This is a genomic window from Streptomyces sp. CAU 1734, assembly GCF_039888735.1.
Taxonomy (GTDB): Bacteria; Actinomycetota; Actinomycetes; order Streptomycetales; family Streptomycetaceae; genus Streptomyces.
Genome location: NZ_JBDQQP010000007.1, coordinates 424,562 through 443,818, shown reverse-complemented (window position 1 = coordinate 443,818; position 19,257 = coordinate 424,562). Strand labels below are relative to the sequence as shown.

14 protein-coding genes, 2 rRNA genes and 1 pseudogene are annotated in these 19,257 nt (G+C 72.8%); 13 read left to right on the top strand and 4 right to left on the bottom strand.

The window, feature by feature from the left end:
- The 4 genes and pseudogenes from AAFN69_RS16650 to AAFN69_RS16635 form a co-directional block, all read left to right on the top strand.
- Window positions 1–101: ribosomal RNA gene (locus tag AAFN69_RS16650) — 23S ribosomal RNA — on the top strand; the annotation flags it as partial.
- Window positions 102–204: 103 nt separating this feature from the next.
- Window positions 205–321: ribosomal RNA gene (gene rrf, locus AAFN69_RS16645) — 5S ribosomal RNA — on the top strand.
- A 108-nt stretch (window positions 322–429) separates the two neighbouring features.
- Window positions 430–1,923, top strand: a pseudogene (locus AAFN69_RS16640) (hypothetical protein); the annotation flags it as partial.
- Window positions 1,924–2,040: 117 nt separating this feature from the next.
- Window positions 2,041–2,850: a hypothetical protein gene (locus tag AAFN69_RS16635; protein ID WP_347729298.1), complete on the top strand. Its 810-nt coding sequence runs from the start codon at window positions 2,041–2,043 to the stop codon at window positions 2,848–2,850.
- 72 nt (window positions 2,851–2,922) lie between these two features.
- On the opposite strand, the gene AAFN69_RS16630 is transcribed toward AAFN69_RS16635, so the two are convergent.
- Window positions 2,923–4,212 carry a DUF1015 domain-containing protein gene (locus AAFN69_RS16630; protein WP_347729271.1) on the bottom strand — a complete coding sequence of 430 codons (1,290 nt, stop codon included), beginning with the start codon at window positions 4,210–4,212 and terminating at the stop codon, window positions 2,923–2,925.
- A gap of 73 nt (window positions 4,213–4,285) precedes the next feature.
- Here AAFN69_RS16630 and AAFN69_RS16625 point away from each other — a divergent pair, with 73 nt between their 5' ends.
- Window positions 4,286–5,320, top strand: a complete 1,035-nt coding sequence (locus AAFN69_RS16625; protein ID WP_347729270.1) for an HAD hydrolase-like protein — start codon at window positions 4,286–4,288, stop codon at window positions 5,318–5,320.
- Window positions 5,321–5,474: 154 nt separating this feature from the next.
- On the top strand, window positions 5,475–6,281 hold the full coding sequence (locus tag AAFN69_RS16620) for an ABC transporter ATP-binding protein (RefSeq protein ID WP_347729269.1): 807 nt from the start codon (window positions 5,475–5,477) through the stop codon (window positions 6,279–6,281).
- A 24-nt stretch (window positions 6,282–6,305) separates the two neighbouring features.
- Here the strand turns inward: AAFN69_RS16620 and AAFN69_RS16615 are convergent, their stop codons facing one another.
- A complete protein-coding gene (locus AAFN69_RS16615; protein ID WP_347729268.1) occupies window positions 6,306–6,656 on the bottom strand; it encodes an SCP2 sterol-binding domain-containing protein in 351 nt (116 codons plus the stop codon).
- A gap of 42 nt (window positions 6,657–6,698) precedes the next feature.
- On the opposite strand from AAFN69_RS16615, the gene AAFN69_RS16610 reads away from it, so the two are divergent.
- The 5 genes from AAFN69_RS16610 (at window position 6,699) to AAFN69_RS16590 (ending at window position 12,297) form a co-directional block, all read left to right on the top strand.
- Complete coding sequence (locus tag AAFN69_RS16610; protein ID WP_347729267.1) at window positions 6,699–7,037, top strand: hypothetical protein; 339 nt, start codon at window positions 6,699–6,701, stop codon at window positions 7,035–7,037.
- 7 nt (window positions 7,038–7,044) lie between these two features.
- The gene (locus AAFN69_RS16605) at window positions 7,045–7,860 is read left to right on the top strand and encodes a TlyA family RNA methyltransferase (RefSeq protein ID WP_347729266.1); all 816 of its coding nucleotides are present in this window, start codon (window positions 7,045–7,047) and stop codon (window positions 7,858–7,860) included.
- Window positions 7,861–7,925: 65 nt separating this feature from the next.
- Window positions 7,926–8,858, top strand: a complete 933-nt coding sequence (locus tag AAFN69_RS16600; RefSeq protein ID WP_347729265.1) for an NAD kinase — start codon at window positions 7,926–7,928, stop codon at window positions 8,856–8,858.
- Between the two features lie 137 nt (window positions 8,859–8,995).
- Window positions 8,996–10,717, top strand: coding sequence for a DNA repair protein RecN (gene recN / locus AAFN69_RS16595; RefSeq protein ID WP_347729264.1), 1,722 nt, complete (start codon window positions 8,996–8,998; stop codon window positions 10,715–10,717).
- A 476-nt stretch (window positions 10,718–11,193) separates the two neighbouring features.
- Entirely contained in the window at window positions 11,194–12,297 is a 1,104-nt protein-coding gene (locus tag AAFN69_RS16590; protein WP_347729263.1) for a glycosyltransferase family 4 protein, read from the top strand.
- Window positions 12,298–12,315: 18 nt separating this feature from the next.
- Here AAFN69_RS16590 and AAFN69_RS16585 read toward each other — a convergent pair whose 3' ends face one another.
- The gene (locus AAFN69_RS16585; RefSeq protein ID WP_347729297.1) at window positions 12,316–13,914 is read right to left on the bottom strand and encodes a PucR family transcriptional regulator; all 1,599 of its coding nucleotides are present in this window, start codon (window positions 13,912–13,914) and stop codon (window positions 12,316–12,318) included.
- A 196-nt stretch (window positions 13,915–14,110) separates the two neighbouring features.
- Window positions 14,111–15,913: a glycoside hydrolase family 15 protein gene (locus tag AAFN69_RS16580; RefSeq protein WP_347729296.1), complete on the bottom strand. Its 1,803-nt coding sequence runs from the start codon at window positions 15,911–15,913 to the stop codon at window positions 14,111–14,113.
- A 469-nt stretch (window positions 15,914–16,382) separates the two neighbouring features.
- On the opposite strand from AAFN69_RS16580, the gene AAFN69_RS16575 reads away from it, so the two are divergent.
- Entirely contained in the window at window positions 16,383–18,032 is a 1,650-nt protein-coding gene (locus AAFN69_RS16575; RefSeq protein WP_347729262.1) for a CTP synthase, read from the top strand.
- An 86-nt stretch (window positions 18,033–18,118) separates the two neighbouring features.
- Window positions 18,119–18,754 (top strand): NUDIX hydrolase, encoded by a 636-nt coding sequence (locus AAFN69_RS16570; protein WP_347729261.1) that lies wholly within the window; start codon window positions 18,119–18,121, stop codon window positions 18,752–18,754.
- Window positions 18,755–19,257: the final 503 nt, after the last annotated feature.

Here is a 19,257-nt window from a genome sequence, read left to right as displayed (position 1 = left end):
GGGGTTAAGGCTCCCAGTAGACGACTGGGTTGATAGGCCGGATCTGGAAGGCGGGTAACCGCTGGAGGTGACCGGTACTAATAGGCCGAGGGCTTGTCCTCAGTTGCTCGCGTCCACTGTGTTAGTTCTGAGGCAACGACCGTTGCCGGTTTGAGCAGAACATTCAATTACAAAGTGTGCTTGTTCGCTCGAAACCGATAGGGTTTCGGTGGTCATAGCGTAAGGGAAACGCCCGGTTACATTCCGAACCCGGAAGCTAAGCCTTTCAGCGCCGATGGTACTGCAGGGGGGACCCTGTGGGAGAGTAGGACACCGCCGAACAATCTTTCAGGACCCTGGGTCCAGCGTTCAACGCTGGACCCAGGGTCTTTTTTTGTTTTTTGTCGAAGCGCGTCGGCCTGCCGACTGCGCGAGAATGGCCGCAGTACCTTGCAGACAGGAGTCACCCCCATGTCCACCAACTCTCCCGACGACCGCCCCGAGCGCGAGCAGCGCCGTAGGGATGGTGGCGACCGGGGCGGCTTCCGTGGTGGCCGTGACGACCGTGACCGTGGCCCGCGCCGGGACAACGACCGTGACCGTGGTGGCTACCGCGGCAACGACCGTCGTGACGATCGTGGCGGCCGGCCTGCGGGCAACAGCGGTGGCGGTGGCTACGGCCGGCGTGACGAAGGCGACCGCGGCCCGCGCCGCGATGACCGTCCCAGTGGCTCCTCCGGTGGTTTCCGTCGTGACGATCGCGGAGACCGTCCCGCTTTCCGCCGTGACGACCGGCCTTCCGGTGGTGGCTATGGTGGCCCGCGCCGTGACGATCGTCCCGGTGGTTCCTCCGGTGGTTTCCGCCGTGACGACCGGGGTGACCGTCCGGCGCCGCGTCGTGATGACGACCGTGGTGGCTACCGAGGCAACGACCGCGGTGACCGTCCCGCGCCGCGTCGTGATGACGACCGTGGTGGCTACCGAGGCAACGACCGCGGTGACCGTCCCGCGCCGCGTCGTGATGACGACCGTGGCGGGTACCGCGGCAACGACCGCGGTGACCGTCCCGCGCCGCGTCGTGATGACGACCGTGGCGGGTACCGCGGCAACGACCGTCGCGACGACCGTGGCGGGCGTCCCTCCGGTGGTGGCTATGGCGGTCCGCGTCGTGACGATCGTCCCGGTGGCTCTTCCGGTGGTTTCCGTCGTGACGATCGCGGAGACCGTCCGGCGCCCCGCCGTGACGATGACCGTGGTGGCTACCGCGGTAACGACCGTCGCGACGACCGTCCGCCCTTCCGCCGTGACGACCGGCCTTCCGGTGGTGGCTATGGAGGTCCGCGCCGTGATGACCGTCCCGGTGGCTCTTCCGGTGGTTTCCGTCGTGACGATCGCGGAGACCGTCCGGCGCCCCGCCGTGATGACGACCGTGGTGGCTACCGCGGTAACGACCGTCGCGACGACCGTGGTGACCGTCCGGCGTTCCGGCGTGACGACGACCGCGGTGGGTACCGCGGCAATGACCGCCGTGACGACCGTGGCGGGCGTCCCTCCGGTGGTGGCTATGGCGGTCCGCGTCGTGACGACCGTCCCGGTGGCTCTTCCGGCGGCTTCCGCCGTGATGACCGCAGTGACCGTCCCGCGCCGCGTCGTGACGATGACCGTGGTGGGTACCGAGGCAACGACCGCCGTGACGACCGTCCGCCCTTCCGCCGTGACGACCGGCCGAGCGGTCCCCGTCGTGACGACCGCCGTGATGACCGTCCGGGTGGTTCCTCCGGTGGTTTCCGCCGTGACGACCGTCGCGATGACCGCGGTGACCGTCCGGCGTTCCGGCGTGACGACGACCGCGGTGGGTACCGCGGCAATGACCGCCGTGACGACCGTGGCGGGCGCCCCTCCGGTGGTGGCTACGGCGGACCGCGCCGTGACGACCGGCAGGGTGGCTTCCGCCGCGACGACCGGGACCGGGACCGTCCGGACCGTGAGCCGATCAAGCGGCTGCCGATCCCGGAGGACGTCACCGGTGACGAGATCGACGGCGATGTGCGCCAGGAGCTGATGAGCCTTCCCAAGGGGCTCGCCGAAGAGGTCGCGAAGAACCTCGTCATGGTCGCCAGGCTGATCGACGAGGACCCGGAGGATGCGTTCAACTACTCCAGGATCGCGCTGCGGCTCGCCTCCAGGGTCGCCGCCGTCCGTGAGGCCGCCGGATTCGCCGCGTACGCGACCCAGCGGTACAGCGAGGCGCTGGCCGAGTTCCGTGCCGCCCGCCGGATGAGCGGCGGGGTGGAGCTCTGGCCCGTCATGGCGGACTGCGAGCGCGGGCTCGGACGGCCCGAGCGGGCGCTCGCCATGGCCGGCGAGGCCGAGGTGCAGAAGCTGGACAAGGCCGGCCAGGTCGAGATGCGGCTGGTCGCGGCCGGTGCGCGCCGGGATCTTCAGCAGCTCGACGCCGCGATCGTGACCCTCCAGGGCCCGGAGCTGGCCTCCAACTCCGTACAGCCCTGGACGGCGCGGCTGCGGTACGCGTACGCCGACGCTCTGCTCGCCGCCGAGCGTGAGGACGAGGCACGCGAGTGGTTCGCCAAGGCGCTGGAGGCCGACAAGGACGGCGCGACCGACGCCTCCGACCGGCTGGCCGAGCTGGACGGGGTCGAGTTCGTGGACGTCATGAGCGACGACGACGAGCACACCCCCGACACGGCCCGGCAGGACGCGGTCGTCGAGACGGACACCGAGACCGGGACCGACACCGACACCGATGACGATGTCGCGGACGAGGACGCGGTCGCCGAGGTCGAGGCGGACGTCGACACGGATGCCGATGTCGACACCGACGCCGACACCGAGGGTGACGAGAAGGCGTAGGCAGTGATCGAGCGGTGAACATCAGGGCGGCTCCCGAAAGCGGGAGCCGCCCTGATGTGTTTCAGGGCTCGGTCAGGACAGGGCCGGCGTGAGAGCGCGCAGCACCAGACCGGTGGCCGGCTTCGGGCCGAAGGACGTCGACTTGCGCGGCATCGTGACGCCCTCGCGCGCCAGCTCGCGCACCACTTCCTCGCGGACCGGATGCATCAGCACGGCCGTGCCGCCGCGGCGTTCCGCCTGGATGACGGCGGCCTCGGTGTCATGGATGTAGGCGATGTGGTCGGGGTCGTCCGGGATCCGCCACAGGCCGTCCAGGAGGGCGGCATGGAGCACGGTCGCGTCCAGGGTCCGCCAGCTCTCCGGGCGGTCGTGGCGGACCGCGCGGGCGAGCAGCTCCGGATCCGGGCGGTCGATGAGATGGAAGGCGCCGTCGCCCGCGAGGAGAAAGGCGTTGCCCCCGCCGGCGGCCTCCGCGAGCGCGTCCATGGCCCGGGGGAGCGGCAGGCCGAGCCGGCGGACGCGGAAGGAGTCGCCCAGCGCGGTGAGCGCGTCGGGGACCGGGAGCCGGTGCAGCAGCCGGTGGATCGCGCGGACCCGCAGCGGGTAGCGGGCGGTGTCGATCAGCAGCACGAGGCCGTAGTTCCACGGGCCCTCGGTGCTGCTGTGCTCGGTGCGCAGCCGCAGATAGGTGGCCCATCGGTGGTGGCCGTCGGCGATCAGTGCCTGGCGGGCGGCGAGATCGGTGTTGACCGCGGCGATCTCGGCCGGATCGGTGACTGCCCACAGCCGGTGGCTGAAGCCGTCCTCCGTGGTGGTGGCCAGCAGCGGGGGCCGCTGTGCGGTGCGTTCCACAAGGGCGGCGGTGCCGGTCAGATCGCCCCGGCCGCGGTAGGTGAGCAGCAGGGGTTCCAGATTGGCCCCGGTGGCGCGCATCAGCGCCGCACGGTCGGCGACGATGTCCGGCATCACGTCCTCATGGGGGAGGACCACACCGTCGGAGGGTTCGGAGAGGGCGAGCGCGCCGATGATCCCGCGCTGGAGGAGATCGCCGCCGCGCTGCTCGTACACATAGAGCGCGGGTTCCGGATCGGGTGCCAGTACCCCCTCCGCCAGCCAGCGGGTGAGGGTGTCGGCGGCCTGCCGGTGGCGCTCCTCGGGGCCGGCGGCCTGGGGCAGGATCAGCCGGACGATGTTGTACGGGTCGGCCGACTCCAGATGGTGCAGTCCGTCGGGCCGGACGACGACGTCGTACGGCGGTGAGGTCACGGCGGCGAGGGAGCCCACCCGCTCGGGGACGTAGCGCAGTCCGCGGAAGGGGATCAGGCGCAGACCGTCATGGGCCGCGGGACCGTCGCTGTTCATCCGTGCATCGTATGCGGGGCGGGCGATGAGCGATGATCGGGGGAGTGGAGAGCCGATGGAGGGGCGAGTACCTATGAGCCAGCCGAGCAGGACCCGGCCGGAGGGCAGCGCGCAGGCGCTGATGACCGCGTACGACACCGCGCTGCTGGACCTGGACGGGGTGGTCTACGCGGGCGGTGAGGCGATCGGGTACGCGGTGGGATCGCTGCTGGCAGCCCGGTCCGCCGGGATGCGGCTGGCGTATGTGACCAACAACGCGCTCCGGCCGCCGGACGCGGTGGCCGAGCACATCAGCGAGCTGGGGGTGGCGACCGAGGCCGCCGATGTCATCAACTCCGCGCAGGCGGTGGCCCGGCTGATCTCGGAGCAGCTGCCCGCCGGATCGCGGGTGCTGGTCATCGGCGGTGAGGGGCTGCGGGTCGCGCTGCGCGAGCGCGGTCTGGAGCCGGTGGAGTCGGCGGAGGACGACCCGGCCGCCGTGGTGCAGGGGTACGGCGGGCCCGAGCTGCCCTGGGGGCGGTTCGCGGAGGCCTGCTACGCCATCGCCCGCGGGGTGCCGTGGTTCGCGTCCAACACCGATCTGACGATCCCCGGCGCCCGCGGCATCGCGCCCGGCAACGGCGCGGCGGTCGAGGTGGTGCGGATCGCCACGGGGGCGGAGCCGCAGGTGGCGGGGAAGCCGCTGCCGCCGATGCACCGGGAGACGATTCTGCGGACCGGGGCCGTGCGTCCGCTGGTGGTCGGGGACCGGCTGGACACGGACATCGAGGGCGCCTTCAACGGCGGGGTCGATTCGCTGCTGGTGCTGACCGGGGTGACGGACGCGGCGCTGCTGCTCGCCGCGCCGCCCGAGCACCGCCCGACCTATGTGGACGCCGATCTGCGCGGCATGCTGACCGGGCAGCCGGAGGTCACCGAGGCGTCGGGCGGCTTCCGCTGCGGTGGGTGGACCGCGTCCGCGCGGGGCGGGGAGCTGACGCTGGACGGGGCGGGGGACGGCTCTCCGCTGGACGGACTGCGGGCGCTGTGCGCGGCCGCCTGGACGCATGCCGGGGACGGCGTCTGCGGTCTGGACGCGGGGAAGGCGCTCTCCCGGCTGGGGCTGTAGGCGCGGCAGCATGGTCCCGGCCCCTCCGGCTCGCCCGGCTCGCGAGGGGTCGGGGAAGGGCAGGCTAACCTGACCCCTTGATGGCCGGCACTCCCGGGCACGTACCCCGGCGGCCACCGGAATCCGGAACGACGCCTTCAGGAGTACCGTCACCATGCAGCGCCTCACCGCGGAATCGGTCACCCTCGGCTACGACCGGCACGTCATCGCCGAGGACCTGTCGGTGGAGATACCCGACAACTCCTTCACGGTGATCGTCGGGCCCAACGCCTGCGGGAAGTCCACGCTGCTCCGTGCCCTGTCCCGGATGCTGAAGCCGAGCAGCGGCCGGATCCTGTTGGACGGGCAGGTGATCCACTCCATGCCCGCGAAGAAGGTCGCCAGGACCCTCGGGCTGCTGCCGCAGACCTCCATCGCGCCGGACGGCATCACCGTCGCCGATCTGGTCTCCCGGGGCCGCTACCCCCATCAGGGGCTGCTGCGGCAGTGGTCGCCGGAGGACGAGCGCATCGTCCGGGAGTCGATGGAGGCCACCGGTGTCGGTGAGCTCGCCGACCGCTTTGTCGACGAGCTCTCCGGCGGCCAGCGCCAGCGGGTCTGGATCGCGATGGCGCTCGCCCAGCAGACCCCGCTGCTGCTGCTCGACGAGCCCACCACCTTCCTGGACATCCAGCACCAGCTGGAGGTGCTCGACCTCTGCGCGGAGCTCCACGAGACCCAGGGGCGGACCCTCGTCGCCGTACTGCACGATCTGAACCAGGCAGCCCGATACGCCACCCACCTCATCGCCCTCCACGACGGCAGGGTCGTCGCCGAGGGACCGCCGTCGGCGGTGGTCACGGCCGAACTGGTCGAGCGGGTCTTCGGGGTGCGCAGCCAGGTCATCGAGGACCCGGAGTCCGGTACGCCGCTGGTGGTGCCGGTCGCGCGCAAGCGGGTCCCCGTCACCCGGGCGGGCTGAACCGGCTCCGGGCCCGGGGGGCGTTCACCCGAGCAGTGTCCGCAGCCGGAGGAGATCGCGGAACCCGGCCTCCAGCTTCACCCGGCCCGACGCCCACGCCTTCGCGAAGTTGAGTTCGCCGTTCACCATCGCCACCAGATCGTCGCCCGTCATCGCCAGCCGGATCCGGGCCTTCTCGCGCGGCGGTCCATTCAGGGTCTCGTTCACCTCGATCCGGCCGTCCCGGAGGCGGCCGGCGAAAGTGATGCCCAGATCCGTGATGCGGCAGCTCAGGGATCTGTCGAAGGCCATGGCACCGCGCACGTCGCCGTCCGCGCGGGTGAGATTGTCGCTGAGTTTCGTGAGCGCGTCGCGGCACTCTTCTGTTGTCGCCATCGTGATCGACGTTACCGCAGGGCTTCGCGGTAGCGTCGGGGCATGGACCACTCGACGCCGGGCCCGCACCACCCCGGGCCGGAGCAGCCGGAGCCGGCGGACGCGGCTCCCCCGGACCCCGCGGCCGGGGATCCCGCCGCGCCCGCTCCCCTCGGCGTGGAGCGGGCCCCCACCGGCGACCCCGGGGTGGATCTGCTGCTGGAGCGGCTGGCCGACGCCGACCACCTCCCGGCGGACGGACACCTCGCGGTGTACGAGGATGTGCACGGGGGGCTGCGTTCCGCGCTGGCCGCCCTCGACACCCGTCCGGGACCCGCGCCCGCACCACCGGCCGTGCCCCGGACGCCGCCACCCTCACCCCCGTACGACCACAGGAGCTGAACCGCACGTGGCAGGAGCCGCCCGCCGCCGTCTCGACGCCGAACTGGTACGCCGCAGTCTCGCGCGTTCGCGTGAGCATGCCGCCCAGCTGATCGCCGCGGGCCGGGTCACCGTCGGCGGCAGCGCCGCGACGAAATCCGCCACCCAGGTCGAGACCAGCGCCGCCATCGTGGTGGTCGCGGACGACGGCGACCCCGACTATGTCTCCCGGGGCGGCCACAAGCTCGCCGGGGCGCTCGCCGTCTTCGTACCCCTCGGGCTGCGGGTCGAGGGCCGGCGGGCGCTCGACGCGGGAGCCTCCACCGGGGGCTTCACCGATGTGCTGCTGCGCTCCGGCGCCGCTCAAGTGGTCGCCGTCGATGTCGGTTACGGACAGCTGGCCTGGTCGCTCCAGAGCGATGAGCGGGTCGTGGTCAAGGACCGCACCAATGTCCGTGAGCTCACCCTGGAGGCGATCGACGGCGCCCCCGCCGACCTGGTCGTGGGCGATCTCTCCTTCATTCCGCTGGGGCTCGTCCTGCCCGCGCTGGTGCGGTGCTCGGCCCCGGACGCCGATCTGGTGCTGATGGTGAAGCCGCAGTTCGAGGTGGGCAGGGAGCGTCTGGGCAGCGGCGGAGTCGTCCGCAGCCCCGAGCTCCGCGCGGAAGCCGTACTGGCCGTGGCCGGACGGGCCGCGGAACTGGGTCTGGGTGTACTGGGCGTCACCGCCAGCCCGCTGCCCGGACCCTCGGGGAATGTCGAGTACTTTCTGTGGCTCCGGGCCGGGGCGCCCGGGGTCGATCCGGCGGATGTCGAGCGCGCAGTGGCGGAGGGACCTCGTTGACCACACCCGGCTCATGGGCCACATCGGAAGTGACAGCGGCGGACGGAGCGGCAGGGGGAACGCGAGTGGGGGAGAGAACGGCGGCGGAACCCGCCGGGACCGGGGACGCGCGGACGGTCTTTCTGCTCGCGCACACCGGCCGGCCCGCCGCGATCCGCAGCGCCGAGCTGGTGGTCCAGGGACTGCTCCGCCATGGTCTGCATGTCCGGGTGCTGGAGGCGGAGGCCGCGGATCTGCCGCTGCCGCCGTCGGTCGAGACGGTGCCCGAGGCGACCGCCGGCTGCCTGGACGACTGCGAGCTCCTGATCGTGCTCGGCGGTGACGGGACACTGCTGCGCGGCGCCGAGTTCGCCCGTGCCTCCGGGGTGCCGATGCTCGGGGTCAACCTGGGCCGGGTCGGCTTTCTCGCCGAGGCCGAGCGGGACGATCTCGACAAGGTGGTCGACCGGGTCGTGACCCGGGAGTACGAGGTCGAGGAGCGGATGACCATCGATGTCGTCGTGCACAGCAACGGCGACGTCATCCACCGCGACTGGGCGCTCAACGAGGCCGCCGTCCAGAAGGTGTCCCCGGAGCGGATGCTGGAGGCCGTACTGGAGATCGACGGCCGCCCGGTGACCGCCTTCGGCTGCGACGGCATCGTCTGCGCCACGCCGACCGGATCGACCGCCTACGCCTTCTCGGCCGGCGGCCCGGTGGTCTGGCCCGAGGTGGAGGCGCTGCTGATGGTGCCGATCAGCGCCCACGCCCTCTTCGCCAAGCCGCTGGTCACCTCGCCGACCTCGGTTCTCGCGGTGGAGGTGCAGCCGCACACCCCGCACGGCGTGCTCTGGTGCGACGGCCGGCGCACCGTCGAACTGCCGCCGGGCGCCAGGGTCGAGGTGCGGCGGGGCGCCGTGCCCGTACGGCTGGCGCGACTGCACCACGCCTCCTTCACGGACCGGCTGGTGGCGAAGTTCGCGCTGCCCATCTCGGGGTGGCGGGGCGCGCCGCGCTGACGGGCTCCCCGGCGGGGGCGGTCGCCGGTTCGGGTGACCCGCCGGGCGGGCCCGCCGCCCCGCCCGGGCCCGCCCGGCGGGGTCCGCGTCGCGCCGCGCGGGCGAAACCTCGTAAGGTCGTGTCCGTGTTGGAGGAGATGAGGATACGGTCGCTCGGGGTCATCGACGATGCTGTCGTCGAGCTGTCCCCCGGATTCACCGCGGTGACCGGCGAGACGGGCGCCGGCAAGACCATGGTCGTGACCAGCCTGGGGCTGCTGCTCGGCGGCCGTGCGGATGCGGCGCTGGTCCGGATCGGCGCCAAGTCGGCGGTGGTGGAGGGCAGGATCGGCGTGCGCGCCGGCGGCCCGGCCGCCGTCCGGGCCGAGGAGGCCGGGGCCGAACTCGACGACGGCACCCTGCTGATCAGCAGGACCGTCTCGGCGGAGGGCCGTTCCCGGGCCCACATCGGCGGTCGCTCCGTACCCGTGGGGGTGCTCGCCGAGCTCGCCGATGAGCTGGTCGCCGTGCACGGCCAGACCGATCAGCAGGGACTGCTCCGCCCGGCCCGGCAGCGGGAGGCGCTGGACCGGTACGCGGGCGAGGCGGCCGGCGGCCCGCTCGCCGAGTACGCCGCCGCCCACCGCGGACTGCGGGCGGTCACCGCGGAGCTCGCCGAACTCACCACCCGGGCCCGGGAACGCGCCCAGGAGGCGGATCTGCTCCGTTTCGGCCTGGAGGAGATCGCCGGGGTCGAGCCGCGCGCGGGTGAGGACGTGGAACTGGCGGCCGAGGCGGAGCGGCTCGGCCACGCCGAGGCCCTGGCCTCCGCCGCCGCCATCGCCCACACCGGCCTCACCGGGAATCCGGAGGATCCGGAGAGCGCCGACGCCACCACGCTCGTCGCGGGCGCGGGGCGGGCGCTGGAGGCGGTCCGCTCCCACGATCCGGCGCTCGCCGCGCTCGCCGAGCGGATGGGGGAGATCTCCATCCTGCTCGCCGATGTGGCCGGTGAACTCGCCGGATACGCGGACAATCTGGACGCCGACCCCCGGCGGCTGGCGGCGGTCGAGGAACGCCGGGCGGCTCTGACCGGGCTGACCCGGAAGTACGGCCCGGACATCGACGCCGTTCTCGTCTGGTCGGAGCGGAGCGCGGCACGTCTCGGTGAGCTGGACGGCGACGACGACCGGATCGGCGAGCTCACGGCCGAGCGGGATGTGCTCCGCGGCGAACTCTCCGTACTCGCGCAGCGGCTGACGGATGTGCGCACCGAGGCGGCGGACCGGTTCGCCGCGGCCGTCACCCGGGAGCTCGCCTCGCTCGCCATGCCGCATGCCCGGGTGTCCTTCGCGATCCGGCAGACCGAGGACCCGGAAGGGGTGGAGGTCGGCGGCCGGAGGGTGGCGTACGGGCCGTACGGCGCGGACGAGGTCGAGCTGCTGCTCGCCCCGCATCCCGGTGCGCCGCCCCGGCCGATCGCCAAGGGGGCGTCCGGGGGTGAGCTGTCCCGGGTGATGCTCGCCGTGGAGGTGGTCTTCGCCGGGACCGACCCGGTGCCCACCTATCTCTTCGACGAGGTCGACGCGGGTGTGGGCGGACGGGCGGCGGTCGAGATCGGCCGCCGGCTGGCCAAGCTGGCGAAGACCGCGCAGGTCGTCGTCGTGACCCATCTGCCGCAGGTCGCCGCTTTCGCCGACCGCCAGCTCCTGGTGGAGAAGACCAGCGACGGCTCGGTCACCCGGAGCGGGGTCACGGTCCTGGAGGGCGAGGACCGGGTGCGCGAGCTCTCCCGGATGCTCGCCGGCCAGGAGGATTCGCAGACCGCGCGGGCCCACGCCGAGGAACTGCTGGCCAGCGCGCGGGAGGCGGCGGGCTGAGGGGCGGGGGCGGTCCTCGCGCTCGCGGCGTCGGTCGCGGGCCGCCGGTGCGGGTCCGCGCCTCGGACCTGACGGGCGGCTGCCGTGCGGGGGTGACCTCCGGCCCGCTCGGCCGGGGTTTCCGCCGTCGCGGGTGTGCGTGCGCGGGTTGTACGGGCGCCGGGGCTCGCGCCGTGGCGGTGCGGGCCGCGGGGGTGGTCGCCGTCCGCTTCGGCCGGGGTGGTCTGCCCCCGCCGCGCCGTCCGCTGCGGTGGCCGTCATTCCGGTTCGCCCCGGATCCGGTGGGCGAAGCCGGGCCCGGCCCAGTGCTGGTTTTCGGCCGGCCGGTGCCGGGAGCGGTGGACCCGGGCGCACGGCCCGGCACCGGGCCGATCGCCCCGTCGGATCACCCATGTGAGTGATAGCGGGGGCGGGATGCCCCGGTCCGCCCACCGCGACGGTGCCGGAACGCGCGTACGGGCTGGCATTCTTGGCGGGTGACACAGCTGCGTACGGTCCAGGTGCTGGGCGGCGGCAGTGCGGGCAGCAGCGCGCACGTCCGATCACTGGCCGCGGGGCTGGTGGCACGGGGGGTGCGGGTGACCGTGTGCGCCCCCGCCGAGCTTGAGCACATCTTCGACGTCCCCGGCGCCGGGGCCCGTTTCACCCCTGTGCCGCGCAGAAGCGATCCGGCCGCGGTCGGCGCCCTGCGCGCGGCCTGCGCCGGGGCCGATCTCGTCCACGCCCACGGGCTCCACGCGGCGGTGCGCGCCACGATGGCCCTCGGCGGACTGCGGATACCGCTCGTCGTCACCTGGCACACCCGTACACCGGACGACGGCGCCCGGGGGACCGTGCTGCGGCTGCTGGAGCGGCGCGCCGCCCGGGCCGCCGCGGTGGTCCTCGGGACCTGTTCGGAGCTGGTCGACCTGGCCCGTACGCACGGCGCCCGCGATGCCCGGCTCGCGCCGCACGCGGTGCCGCTGCCCCAGAGCGGCGAGTCCGTCCGCGCCGCACAGGACAGGACACGGGCGGAATTCGGCACCGGCGGACGCCCGCTGGTGCTCGCCGCCGGAAGTCTCGTACCGGGCCGGGGATACGGAACCCTCCTCGACGCGGCGGCGCTCTGGCGGGAGCTGGAGCCCGAACCGCTGGTCGTCATCGCGGGCGAGGGGCGGGAGCGGGCCGCGCTGGAGCGGCGGATCGGGGCGGAGGGGCTGCCGGTGCGGCTGGCCGGCCGCCGCGACGACATCCCGGCCCTGCTCGCGGCGGCTGACATCGCTGTCCTGCCCAGCCGCTGGGAGGCCAGGTCGCTGCTCGCCCAGGAGGCGCTGCGGCGCGGGGTGCCGCTGGTGGCGACCGCCGTCGGCGGAGTGCCGGAGCTCGTCGGCCGGGCGGCGGAGCTCGTTCCGTACGGGGATGTCGGGGCGCTCGCCGTGACGGTGGCGGATCTGCTGGGCGACGGGGCGCGCCGGGCGGAGCTGGCGCGGGAGGGGCGGGCGCAGGCGTCCCGCTGGCAGACCGAGGACGAGACCGTGGCGCAGGTGCTGAGCGTCTACGACGAACTGGTGACGGTGCGCGGGGGCATGGGGCGGATCTGATGCCGCCGCCCCCGCCGTTCAGTTCACATGGCGCCGGGCGCGCAGGGCCAGACTGAGCGTCAGGACCGTCTGGGGGTCGTCCAGATCCGTGCCCAGCAGATCGGTGATGCGGGCCAGCCGGTTGTAGAGGGTCTGGCGGTTCAGATGGAGTTCGCGGGCGGTCTCCGCCTTGCGGCCCGCGTGTGCCAGATAGGTCTCCAGGGTGGGGAGCAGCGGCGGCCGGGAGACGGCGTCGTGTTCCCGCAGCGGCCCCAGCGCGCGATCGACGAAGGCGGCGAGATCCGGGTGGTCGCGCAGGCGCCACAGCAGCAGATCCGTGTCGAGGCGGCGGGCGTCGTACCAGGGGCGGTCGCTCAGCCCCCGGGCCGCCGCCGCGGTCTCGGCCGCATGCCGCAGTCCCGCCGGGACGGCGTCCCAGCCGCCCGCCATGCCGACCACGACGACCGGCGGATGTCCGCCCGCGCGGTCCCCGGCGGCAGCGCGTTCGACCCCGGCGCGCAGGGCCGCGGCGACCCGGTCCGCGACGGCGGTGCGGTCGGCCGCGGTGCGCAGGCCGATGAGCATCGGGACCCGGCCCTCCACCGGGCGGACCCCGAGCAGGACCGGCACCCCGACCGCGGTGAGCTCCTCCGACACGGCACCGGCCAGCGGGGGCAGGCCGCCCGCGCCGGGGGAGAGTCCCATCACGACGGGGAGCAGCGGGCCGTCCCCGGGGCGGAAGCCCAGCACTCTCGCCTGGGCGGGGGCGTCGTGTGCGGTGATCCGCCCGTCGGCGAGATCGGTCAGGAAGTCGCCCCGGCCGCGCGCGGCCAGCTCCTCCTCCTGGCGGGCCTGCATGAGGACGACCGCCAGCAGTCCGGCCGCGCGTTCCGCCGCCATCCCGTGCACGGCCGGCAGCGGGTCGCCGCCGCCCGGTGCCAGCACCAGACGGGCCCGTACCGAGGCCGCGCCCCGCCCACCGCCGGGGACGTCCACGAGATGGGTTCCGGCGGGCGGGGACTCCCGTACCGCGCGTCCGCCGCGCACCGCCTCCCACACCTGGAGCGGATCGGCCCCGGCCCGGTCCGTGCCGGGGCCGGCCGCGTACAGCAGCCGGCCGTCGGGGGTCTCCAGGAAGACCGGACTTCCGGTGAATTCGGCGAGTACCCGCAGCACCTGCGGCACTCCGCCGCCGCCGAGCAGTGCCTCGGTGCACCGGCGGTGCACCTCCTCGGCCCGTCGCAGCAGTGCGTAGTGGCCGTTGACGATCTCGGTGTGGATCTCCTCGGTCACGGTCACGAAGGGGACCTCGCGGTGGAGCTGGACCAGCGGCAGCCCGGTGGCCCGCGCCGTCTCCACGATCGCGGCGGGCAGCCGGTCGAAGCGGGAACCGAGCTCCACCACGAGCGCGGCGATTCCCCGGTCCGCGAGCCGGCGCACGAAGGCCCGCTGTTCCGCCGGCCGGGTGCCGAGGCCCAGACCGGTGGTGAGCAGGAGCTCGCCGCCCTTCAGCAGGGAGGCGATGTTGGGGACCTCGCCCGCGTGCACCCAGCGGACGGTGCGCTGAAGCCGCTCGGCCCCGGCGACGACCTCGGGCAGACCCGAGCGGAGGCCGGGCAGTTCGAGCGCGCGGCGCACGGTGATGCCGCCCTGGGGGGCGGCCGGCGCGGCGGGCCGGGTCCGCTCGCCGGCGGGGCCTGGGGTCTCCACGGAAGGGGTGCCTCGTGCTTCCTGGGTGCCGCACGGGTGGTGCGGAAGGGGCCGGTGTCCGGCCTCGGACGCTACCCGGGACGGCGTACGCACACCTCATCAGCCCCCGGCCGTGCCCGATCCGCTACGCCCCGTACGCCCCCGAGGCGGTGAGCCGCAGCGCGGTGTCGATCAGCGGCACATGGCTGAACGCCTGCGGGAAGTTGCCCACCTGGCGCTGGAGCCGTGAATCCCACTCCTCCGCCAGCAGCCCGAGATCGTTCCGCAGCGAGAGCAGCTTCTCGAAGAGCTTCCGGGCCTCGTCGACCCGGCCGATCATCGCGAGATCGTCGGCCATCCAGAACGAACAGGCGAGGAAGGCGCCCTCGTCGCCCGCCAGGCCGTCCACCCCGGCGTCCTCACCCGCGGTCGGGTACCGCAGGATGAACCCGTCCTCGGTCGAGAGCTCGCGCTGGATGGCCTCGATGGTGCCGATGACCCGCTTGTCGTCCGGCGGCAGGAAGCCCATCTGCGGAATGAGCAGCAGCGAGGCGTCCAGCTCCTTGGAGCCGTACGACTGCGTGAAGGTGTTCCGCTCGGTGTCGTAGCCCTTCTCGCAGACATCGCGGTGGATGTCGTCGCGCAGCTCCCGCCAGCGGTCCAGCGGGCCGTCCGCGTCGCCGGACTCGATGAGCTTGATCGTCCGGTCGACGGCGACCCAGGCCATCACCTTGGAGTGGACGAAGTGCCGGCGCGGGCCGCGGACCTCCCAGATGCCCTCGTCGGGCTCGTTCCAGTGGTCCTCCAGGTACTTGATGAGTTTGAGCTGGAGCAGCGAGGCGTAGTCATTGCGCGCCAGGCCCGTCATATGGGCCAGGTGCAGTGCCTCGGTGACCTCTCCGTACACATCGAGCTGGAGCTGGTGGGCGGCGCCGTTGCCGACGCGCACCGGGCCGGAGTTCTCATAGCCGGGCAGCCAGTCGAGCTCGGCCTCGCCGAGCTCCCGCTCGCCGGCGATGCCGTACATGATCTGGAGATTCTCCGGGTCTCCCGCGACGGCCCGCAGCAGCCACTCCCGCCACGCCTGGGCCTCCTCGCGGTAGCCGGTGCGCAGCAGCGAGGAGAGGGTGATCGCGGCGTCGCGGAGCCAGGTGTACCGGTAGTCCCAGTTCCGTACGCCGCCGATCTCCTCCGGGAGGGAGGTGGTCGGCGCGGCGACGATGCCGCCGGTGGGCGCGTAGGTGAGCGCCTTGAGGGTGATCAGGGAGCGGACGACGGCCTCGCGGTAGGGGCCGTGGTACGTACAGTGCTCCACCCAGTCGCGCCAGAAGTCGGCGGTCGCCTCCAGGGACGCCTCCGGCTCCGGGAGCGCGGGCGGGGTGCGGTGGGAGGGCTCCCAGCTGATGGTGAAGGCGATCCGCTCACCCGGCGAGACGGTGAAGTCCGAGTAGGTGGTCAGATTCTCGCCGTAGGTGTCGACCTCGGTGTCCAGCCACACCGAGTCGGGTCCGGCGACCGCCACCGTGCGGCCGTCCACCTTGTGGACCCAGGGGGTGATGCGGCCGTAGCTGAAGCGCATCCGCAGGGCGGATCGCATCGGAACGCGCCCGCTGACGCCCTCCACGATCCGGATCAGCTGCGGTGCGCCGTCGCGCGGCGGCATGAAGTCGATGACGCGGACGGTGCCGCGCGGTGTGTCCCACTCCGATTCCAGGATCAGGGAATCGCCCCGGTACCGGCGCCGGTCGGCCGCGCGCGGCTCGGCATGCTCGGGGTGGGCGGGACCCAGTCTCCAGAAACCGTGCTCCTCGGTGCCGAGGAGCCCGGCAAAGACTGCATGGGAATCGAAGCGGGGCAGGCACAGCCAGTCGACTGTGCCGTCCCGGCAGACCAGTGCGGCGGTCTGCATGTCTCCGATGAGTGCGTAATCCTCGATGCGCCCGGCCACGTGCATCTCCAGTCGAACGGCCATGTCCGCCCCCGTGGGGCGCTTACTGCGGTCAAGGGTCGTCGGCGAGCCTGTGGTTACGGGTTAATGCCGGGGATGTCGCTTTTGGCCTTTTTCACCCGGTGCCCACTTCCACCCTGCTCGTCTGAGCGTGCCCCTGCGCATTGCTCGGCTAAGCGAGTGTCCGAGCAGGATACGACGCACCACTCGGATCTGCCTGGTGGTCTCGACAACCCGTCTGAGCCGAACGAGTGATCCAAGAGTGATCTCCGGGAAAGATGGTGAAGGAGTGGCACCGCGTGGCCGGAAGCGGTCCCTCGCGGTCGCTGATACCCTGGTATCCCGTGGACCGGTGGCCCGCCTGCGCTCGGCAGGAGCCCCGCAACCGCAGCGACGGCGCCCCCGCGATATGCAGGGAAATCGCCGGTACGCACCTCACCCTCGCGACCACGGGAGCCCCCCTTTGGCGATGCCGCCCAAATCCATGACGACCAAGCACATCTTCGTCACCGGGGGTGTCGCCTCCTCCCTCGGAAAGGGCCTGACGGCCTCCAGCCTGGGGGCTCTGCTGAAGGCGCGGGGTCTCAAGGTCACGATGCAGAAGCTCGACCCCTACCTCAATGTCGACCCGGGCACGATGAACCCCTTCCAGCACGGTGAGGTGTTCGTCACCAACGACGGCGCCGAGACCGACCTGGACATCGGCCACTACGAGCGCTTCCTCGACGTCGACCTCGACGGCTCCGCGAATGTCACCACCGGGCAGGTCTATTCCCAGGTGATTGCCAAGGAGCGGCGCGGTGAGTACCTCGGTGACACCGTGCAGGTCATCCCGCACATCACCAATGAGATCAAGCACCGCATCCGCCGGATGGCCACGGACGACGTCGATGTGGTCATCACCGAGGTCGGCGGCACCGTCGGCGACATCGAGTCGCTGCCCTTCCTGGAGACGGTCCGCCAGGTCCGCCACGAGGTCGGCCGGGACAATGTCTTCGTCGTGCACATCTCGCTGCTGCCGTACATCGGCCCCTCCGGCGAGCTGAAGACCAAGCCCACCCAGCACTCGGTGGCCGCCCTGCGGAACATCGGCATCCAGCCCGACGCCATCGTGCTGCGAGCGGACCGCGATGTTCCGGTGGCCATCAAGCGCAAGATCTCGCTGATGTGCGATGTCGACGAGGCCGCCGTGGTGGCCGCGATCGACGCCAAGTCGATCTACGACATCCCCAAGGTGCTCCACACCGAGGGCCTGGACGCCTATGTCGTCCGCAAGCTGGACCTGCCCTTCCGCGATGTGGACTGGACGACCTGGGACGACCTGCTGGACCGGGTCCACAACCCCGACCACGAGGTCACCATCGCCCTCGTCGGCAAGTACATCGATCTGCCCGACGCCTATCTGTCGGTCACCGAGGCACTGCGCGCCGGCGGCTTCGCCAACCGTGCCCGGGTCAAGGTCAAGTGGGTCACCTCCGACGACTGCAAGACCCCGGCCGACGCCGCCCGCCAGCTCGCCGACGCCGACGGCATCTGCATCCCCGGCGGCTTCGGCGACCGGGGCGTCAGCGGCAAGGTCGGCGCGATCCAGTACGCCCGCGAGAACAAGATCCCGCTCCTCGGGCTCTGTCTCGGCCTCCAGTGCATCGTCATCGAGGCCGCGCGCAACCTCGCGGGCATCCCGGAGGCGAACTCCACCGAATTCGACGCCGCCACCGCCCACCCGGTGATCTCCACCATGGAGGAGCAGCTGGCGTACGTCGAGGGCGCAGGCGATCTCGGCGGCACCATGCGGCTCGGGCTCTACCCGGCGAAGCTCGCCGAGGGCTCCATCGTCCGCGAGGTCTACGCCGACCAGCCCTATGTGGAGGAGCGCCACCGCCACCGGTACGAGGTGAACAACGCCTACCGTGCCGAGCTGGAGAAGAAGACGGGCATCGTCTTCTCCGGCACCAGCCCGGACAACCGGCTCGTGGAGTACGTCGAGTACCCCCGCGAGGTCCACCCCTACCTGGTCGCCACCCAGGCCCACCCGGAGCTCCGCTCCCGTCCCACCCGCCCGCACCCGCTCTTCGCCGGGCTGGTCAAGGCCGCCGTGGAGCGCCGGACGGGCGAGTAACACCCCTGTCCTGTTCAGGCATTACCGTTGACCGGGGTGCGCATTGAGCTGATGCGCGCCCCGGTCGAGCACGGGAGGCTACAGCCATGGACAGGGTCATCAGGGACATCGCCGAGGAATGGCGGGTGACCGCGACCGCGACCCCCTTCCGGGGCAACAAGACCAGTGTCCGCACGGACGAAGTGGTCATGCCGGACGGCACCGTCGCCCGCCGCGACTATCAGGTCCACCCCGGCTCGGTCGCCGTCCTCGCGCTCGACGAGGAGCAGCGCGTCGTGGTGCTGCGCCAGTACCGCCACCCGGTGCGGCAGCGGCTCTGGGAGATCCCGGCCGGGCTGCTCGATGTGCCCGGGGAGAATCCCCTCCACGCGGCCGAGCGCGAGCTGTACGAGGAAGCGCACGTCAAGGCCGGTGAATGGCGGGTGCTGACGGATGTCTACACCACCCCCGGCGGCTGCGACGAAGCTGTGCGGATCTTCCTCGCCCGGGATCTGTCGGAAGCGGCGGGGGAGCGGTACGCGGTCTCCGAGGAAGAGGCCGACATGGAGCTGGCCCGGGTGCCGCTCCAGGAGCTGGTGCGCGGCGCGCTCGCCGGGGAGCTGCACAACAACTGCCTGGTGGTGGGCGTCCTGGCGGCCGCGGCTGCGCTCGCGGGCGAGGGCGGCCTGAGCGCCCTCCGCCCGGCGGACGCGCCCTGGCCGGCCCGGCCCTTCGAGAACTGACCGCCCCGGGCCCGGACCTCCGGGCTGTCCGCCTGCGCGCCGGGGCGGATCGCGGTTTCGGTGTGGGCGAGGGCGGAGGAGCCACGGCTCCGCCCCCGCTTTCGCGGCTTCGGGCGAGCCCGGCGGCGGCGCGGCGCGCGGCCGGGCGCCTGGGCGCCCGGCTCGTGCTCTCCGCGTCCGGGCGGCCCGCGCCCGTGACCACCGGGCGGTCCCACCGGCTCCACGGACGGCTCCCGCGCCGCCCGGAACGGATGTTCGGGGCGGTTCGCCCGTGCGGGGCCGGATCCGGGTGTGGTCTCCGCGCCCGTACGCCTCCGGCCGGGTCCGGCGGCTCGCCGGTGTGATGCCGTTGGTGTTCGCGTCGGGGCCGCCCGCGCGGTGCTCGTACGCCTCCGGCCGGTCCGCCGGCCCATCGGCGTGATGCCGTTGCCTTCGCGTCCGCCCCGCTCGCGCGGTGCTCGTACGCCTCCGGCTCGTCCCGGTCCGTCTGCGCCGGGATGCCC

Bases quoted from the DNA above. Each gene is read 5' to 3' on its own strand.
- AAFN69_RS16630 (WP_347729271.1), bottom strand. From the start codon at position 4,212: ATGAACAGCGACGGTCCCGCGGCCCATGACGGTCTGCGCCTGATCCCC.
- AAFN69_RS16635 (WP_347729298.1), top strand. From the start codon at position 2,041: ATGAGCCTTCCCAAGGGGCTCGCCGAAGAGGTCGCGAAGAACCTCGTC.
- AAFN69_RS16620 (WP_347729269.1), top strand. From the start codon at position 5,475: ATGCAGCGCCTCACCGCGGAATCGGTCACCCTCGGCTACGACCGGCAC.
- AAFN69_RS16625 (WP_347729270.1), top strand. From the start codon at position 4,286: ATGAGCCAGCCGAGCAGGACCCGGCCGGAGGGCAGCGCGCAGGCGCTG.
- AAFN69_RS16610 (WP_347729267.1), top strand. From the start codon at position 6,699: ATGGACCACTCGACGCCGGGCCCGCACCACCCCGGGCCGGAGCAGCCG.
- recN (WP_347729264.1), top strand. From the start codon at position 8,996: ATGAGGATACGGTCGCTCGGGGTCATCGACGATGCTGTCGTCGAGCTG.
- AAFN69_RS16575 (WP_347729262.1), top strand. From the start codon at position 16,383: ATGCCGCCCAAATCCATGACGACCAAGCACATCTTCGTCACCGGGGGT.
- AAFN69_RS16615 (WP_347729268.1), bottom strand. From the start codon at position 6,656: ATGGCGACAACAGAAGAGTGCCGCGACGCGCTCACGAAACTCAGCGAC.
- AAFN69_RS16570 (WP_347729261.1), top strand. From the start codon at position 18,119: ATGGACAGGGTCATCAGGGACATCGCCGAGGAATGGCGGGTGACCGCG.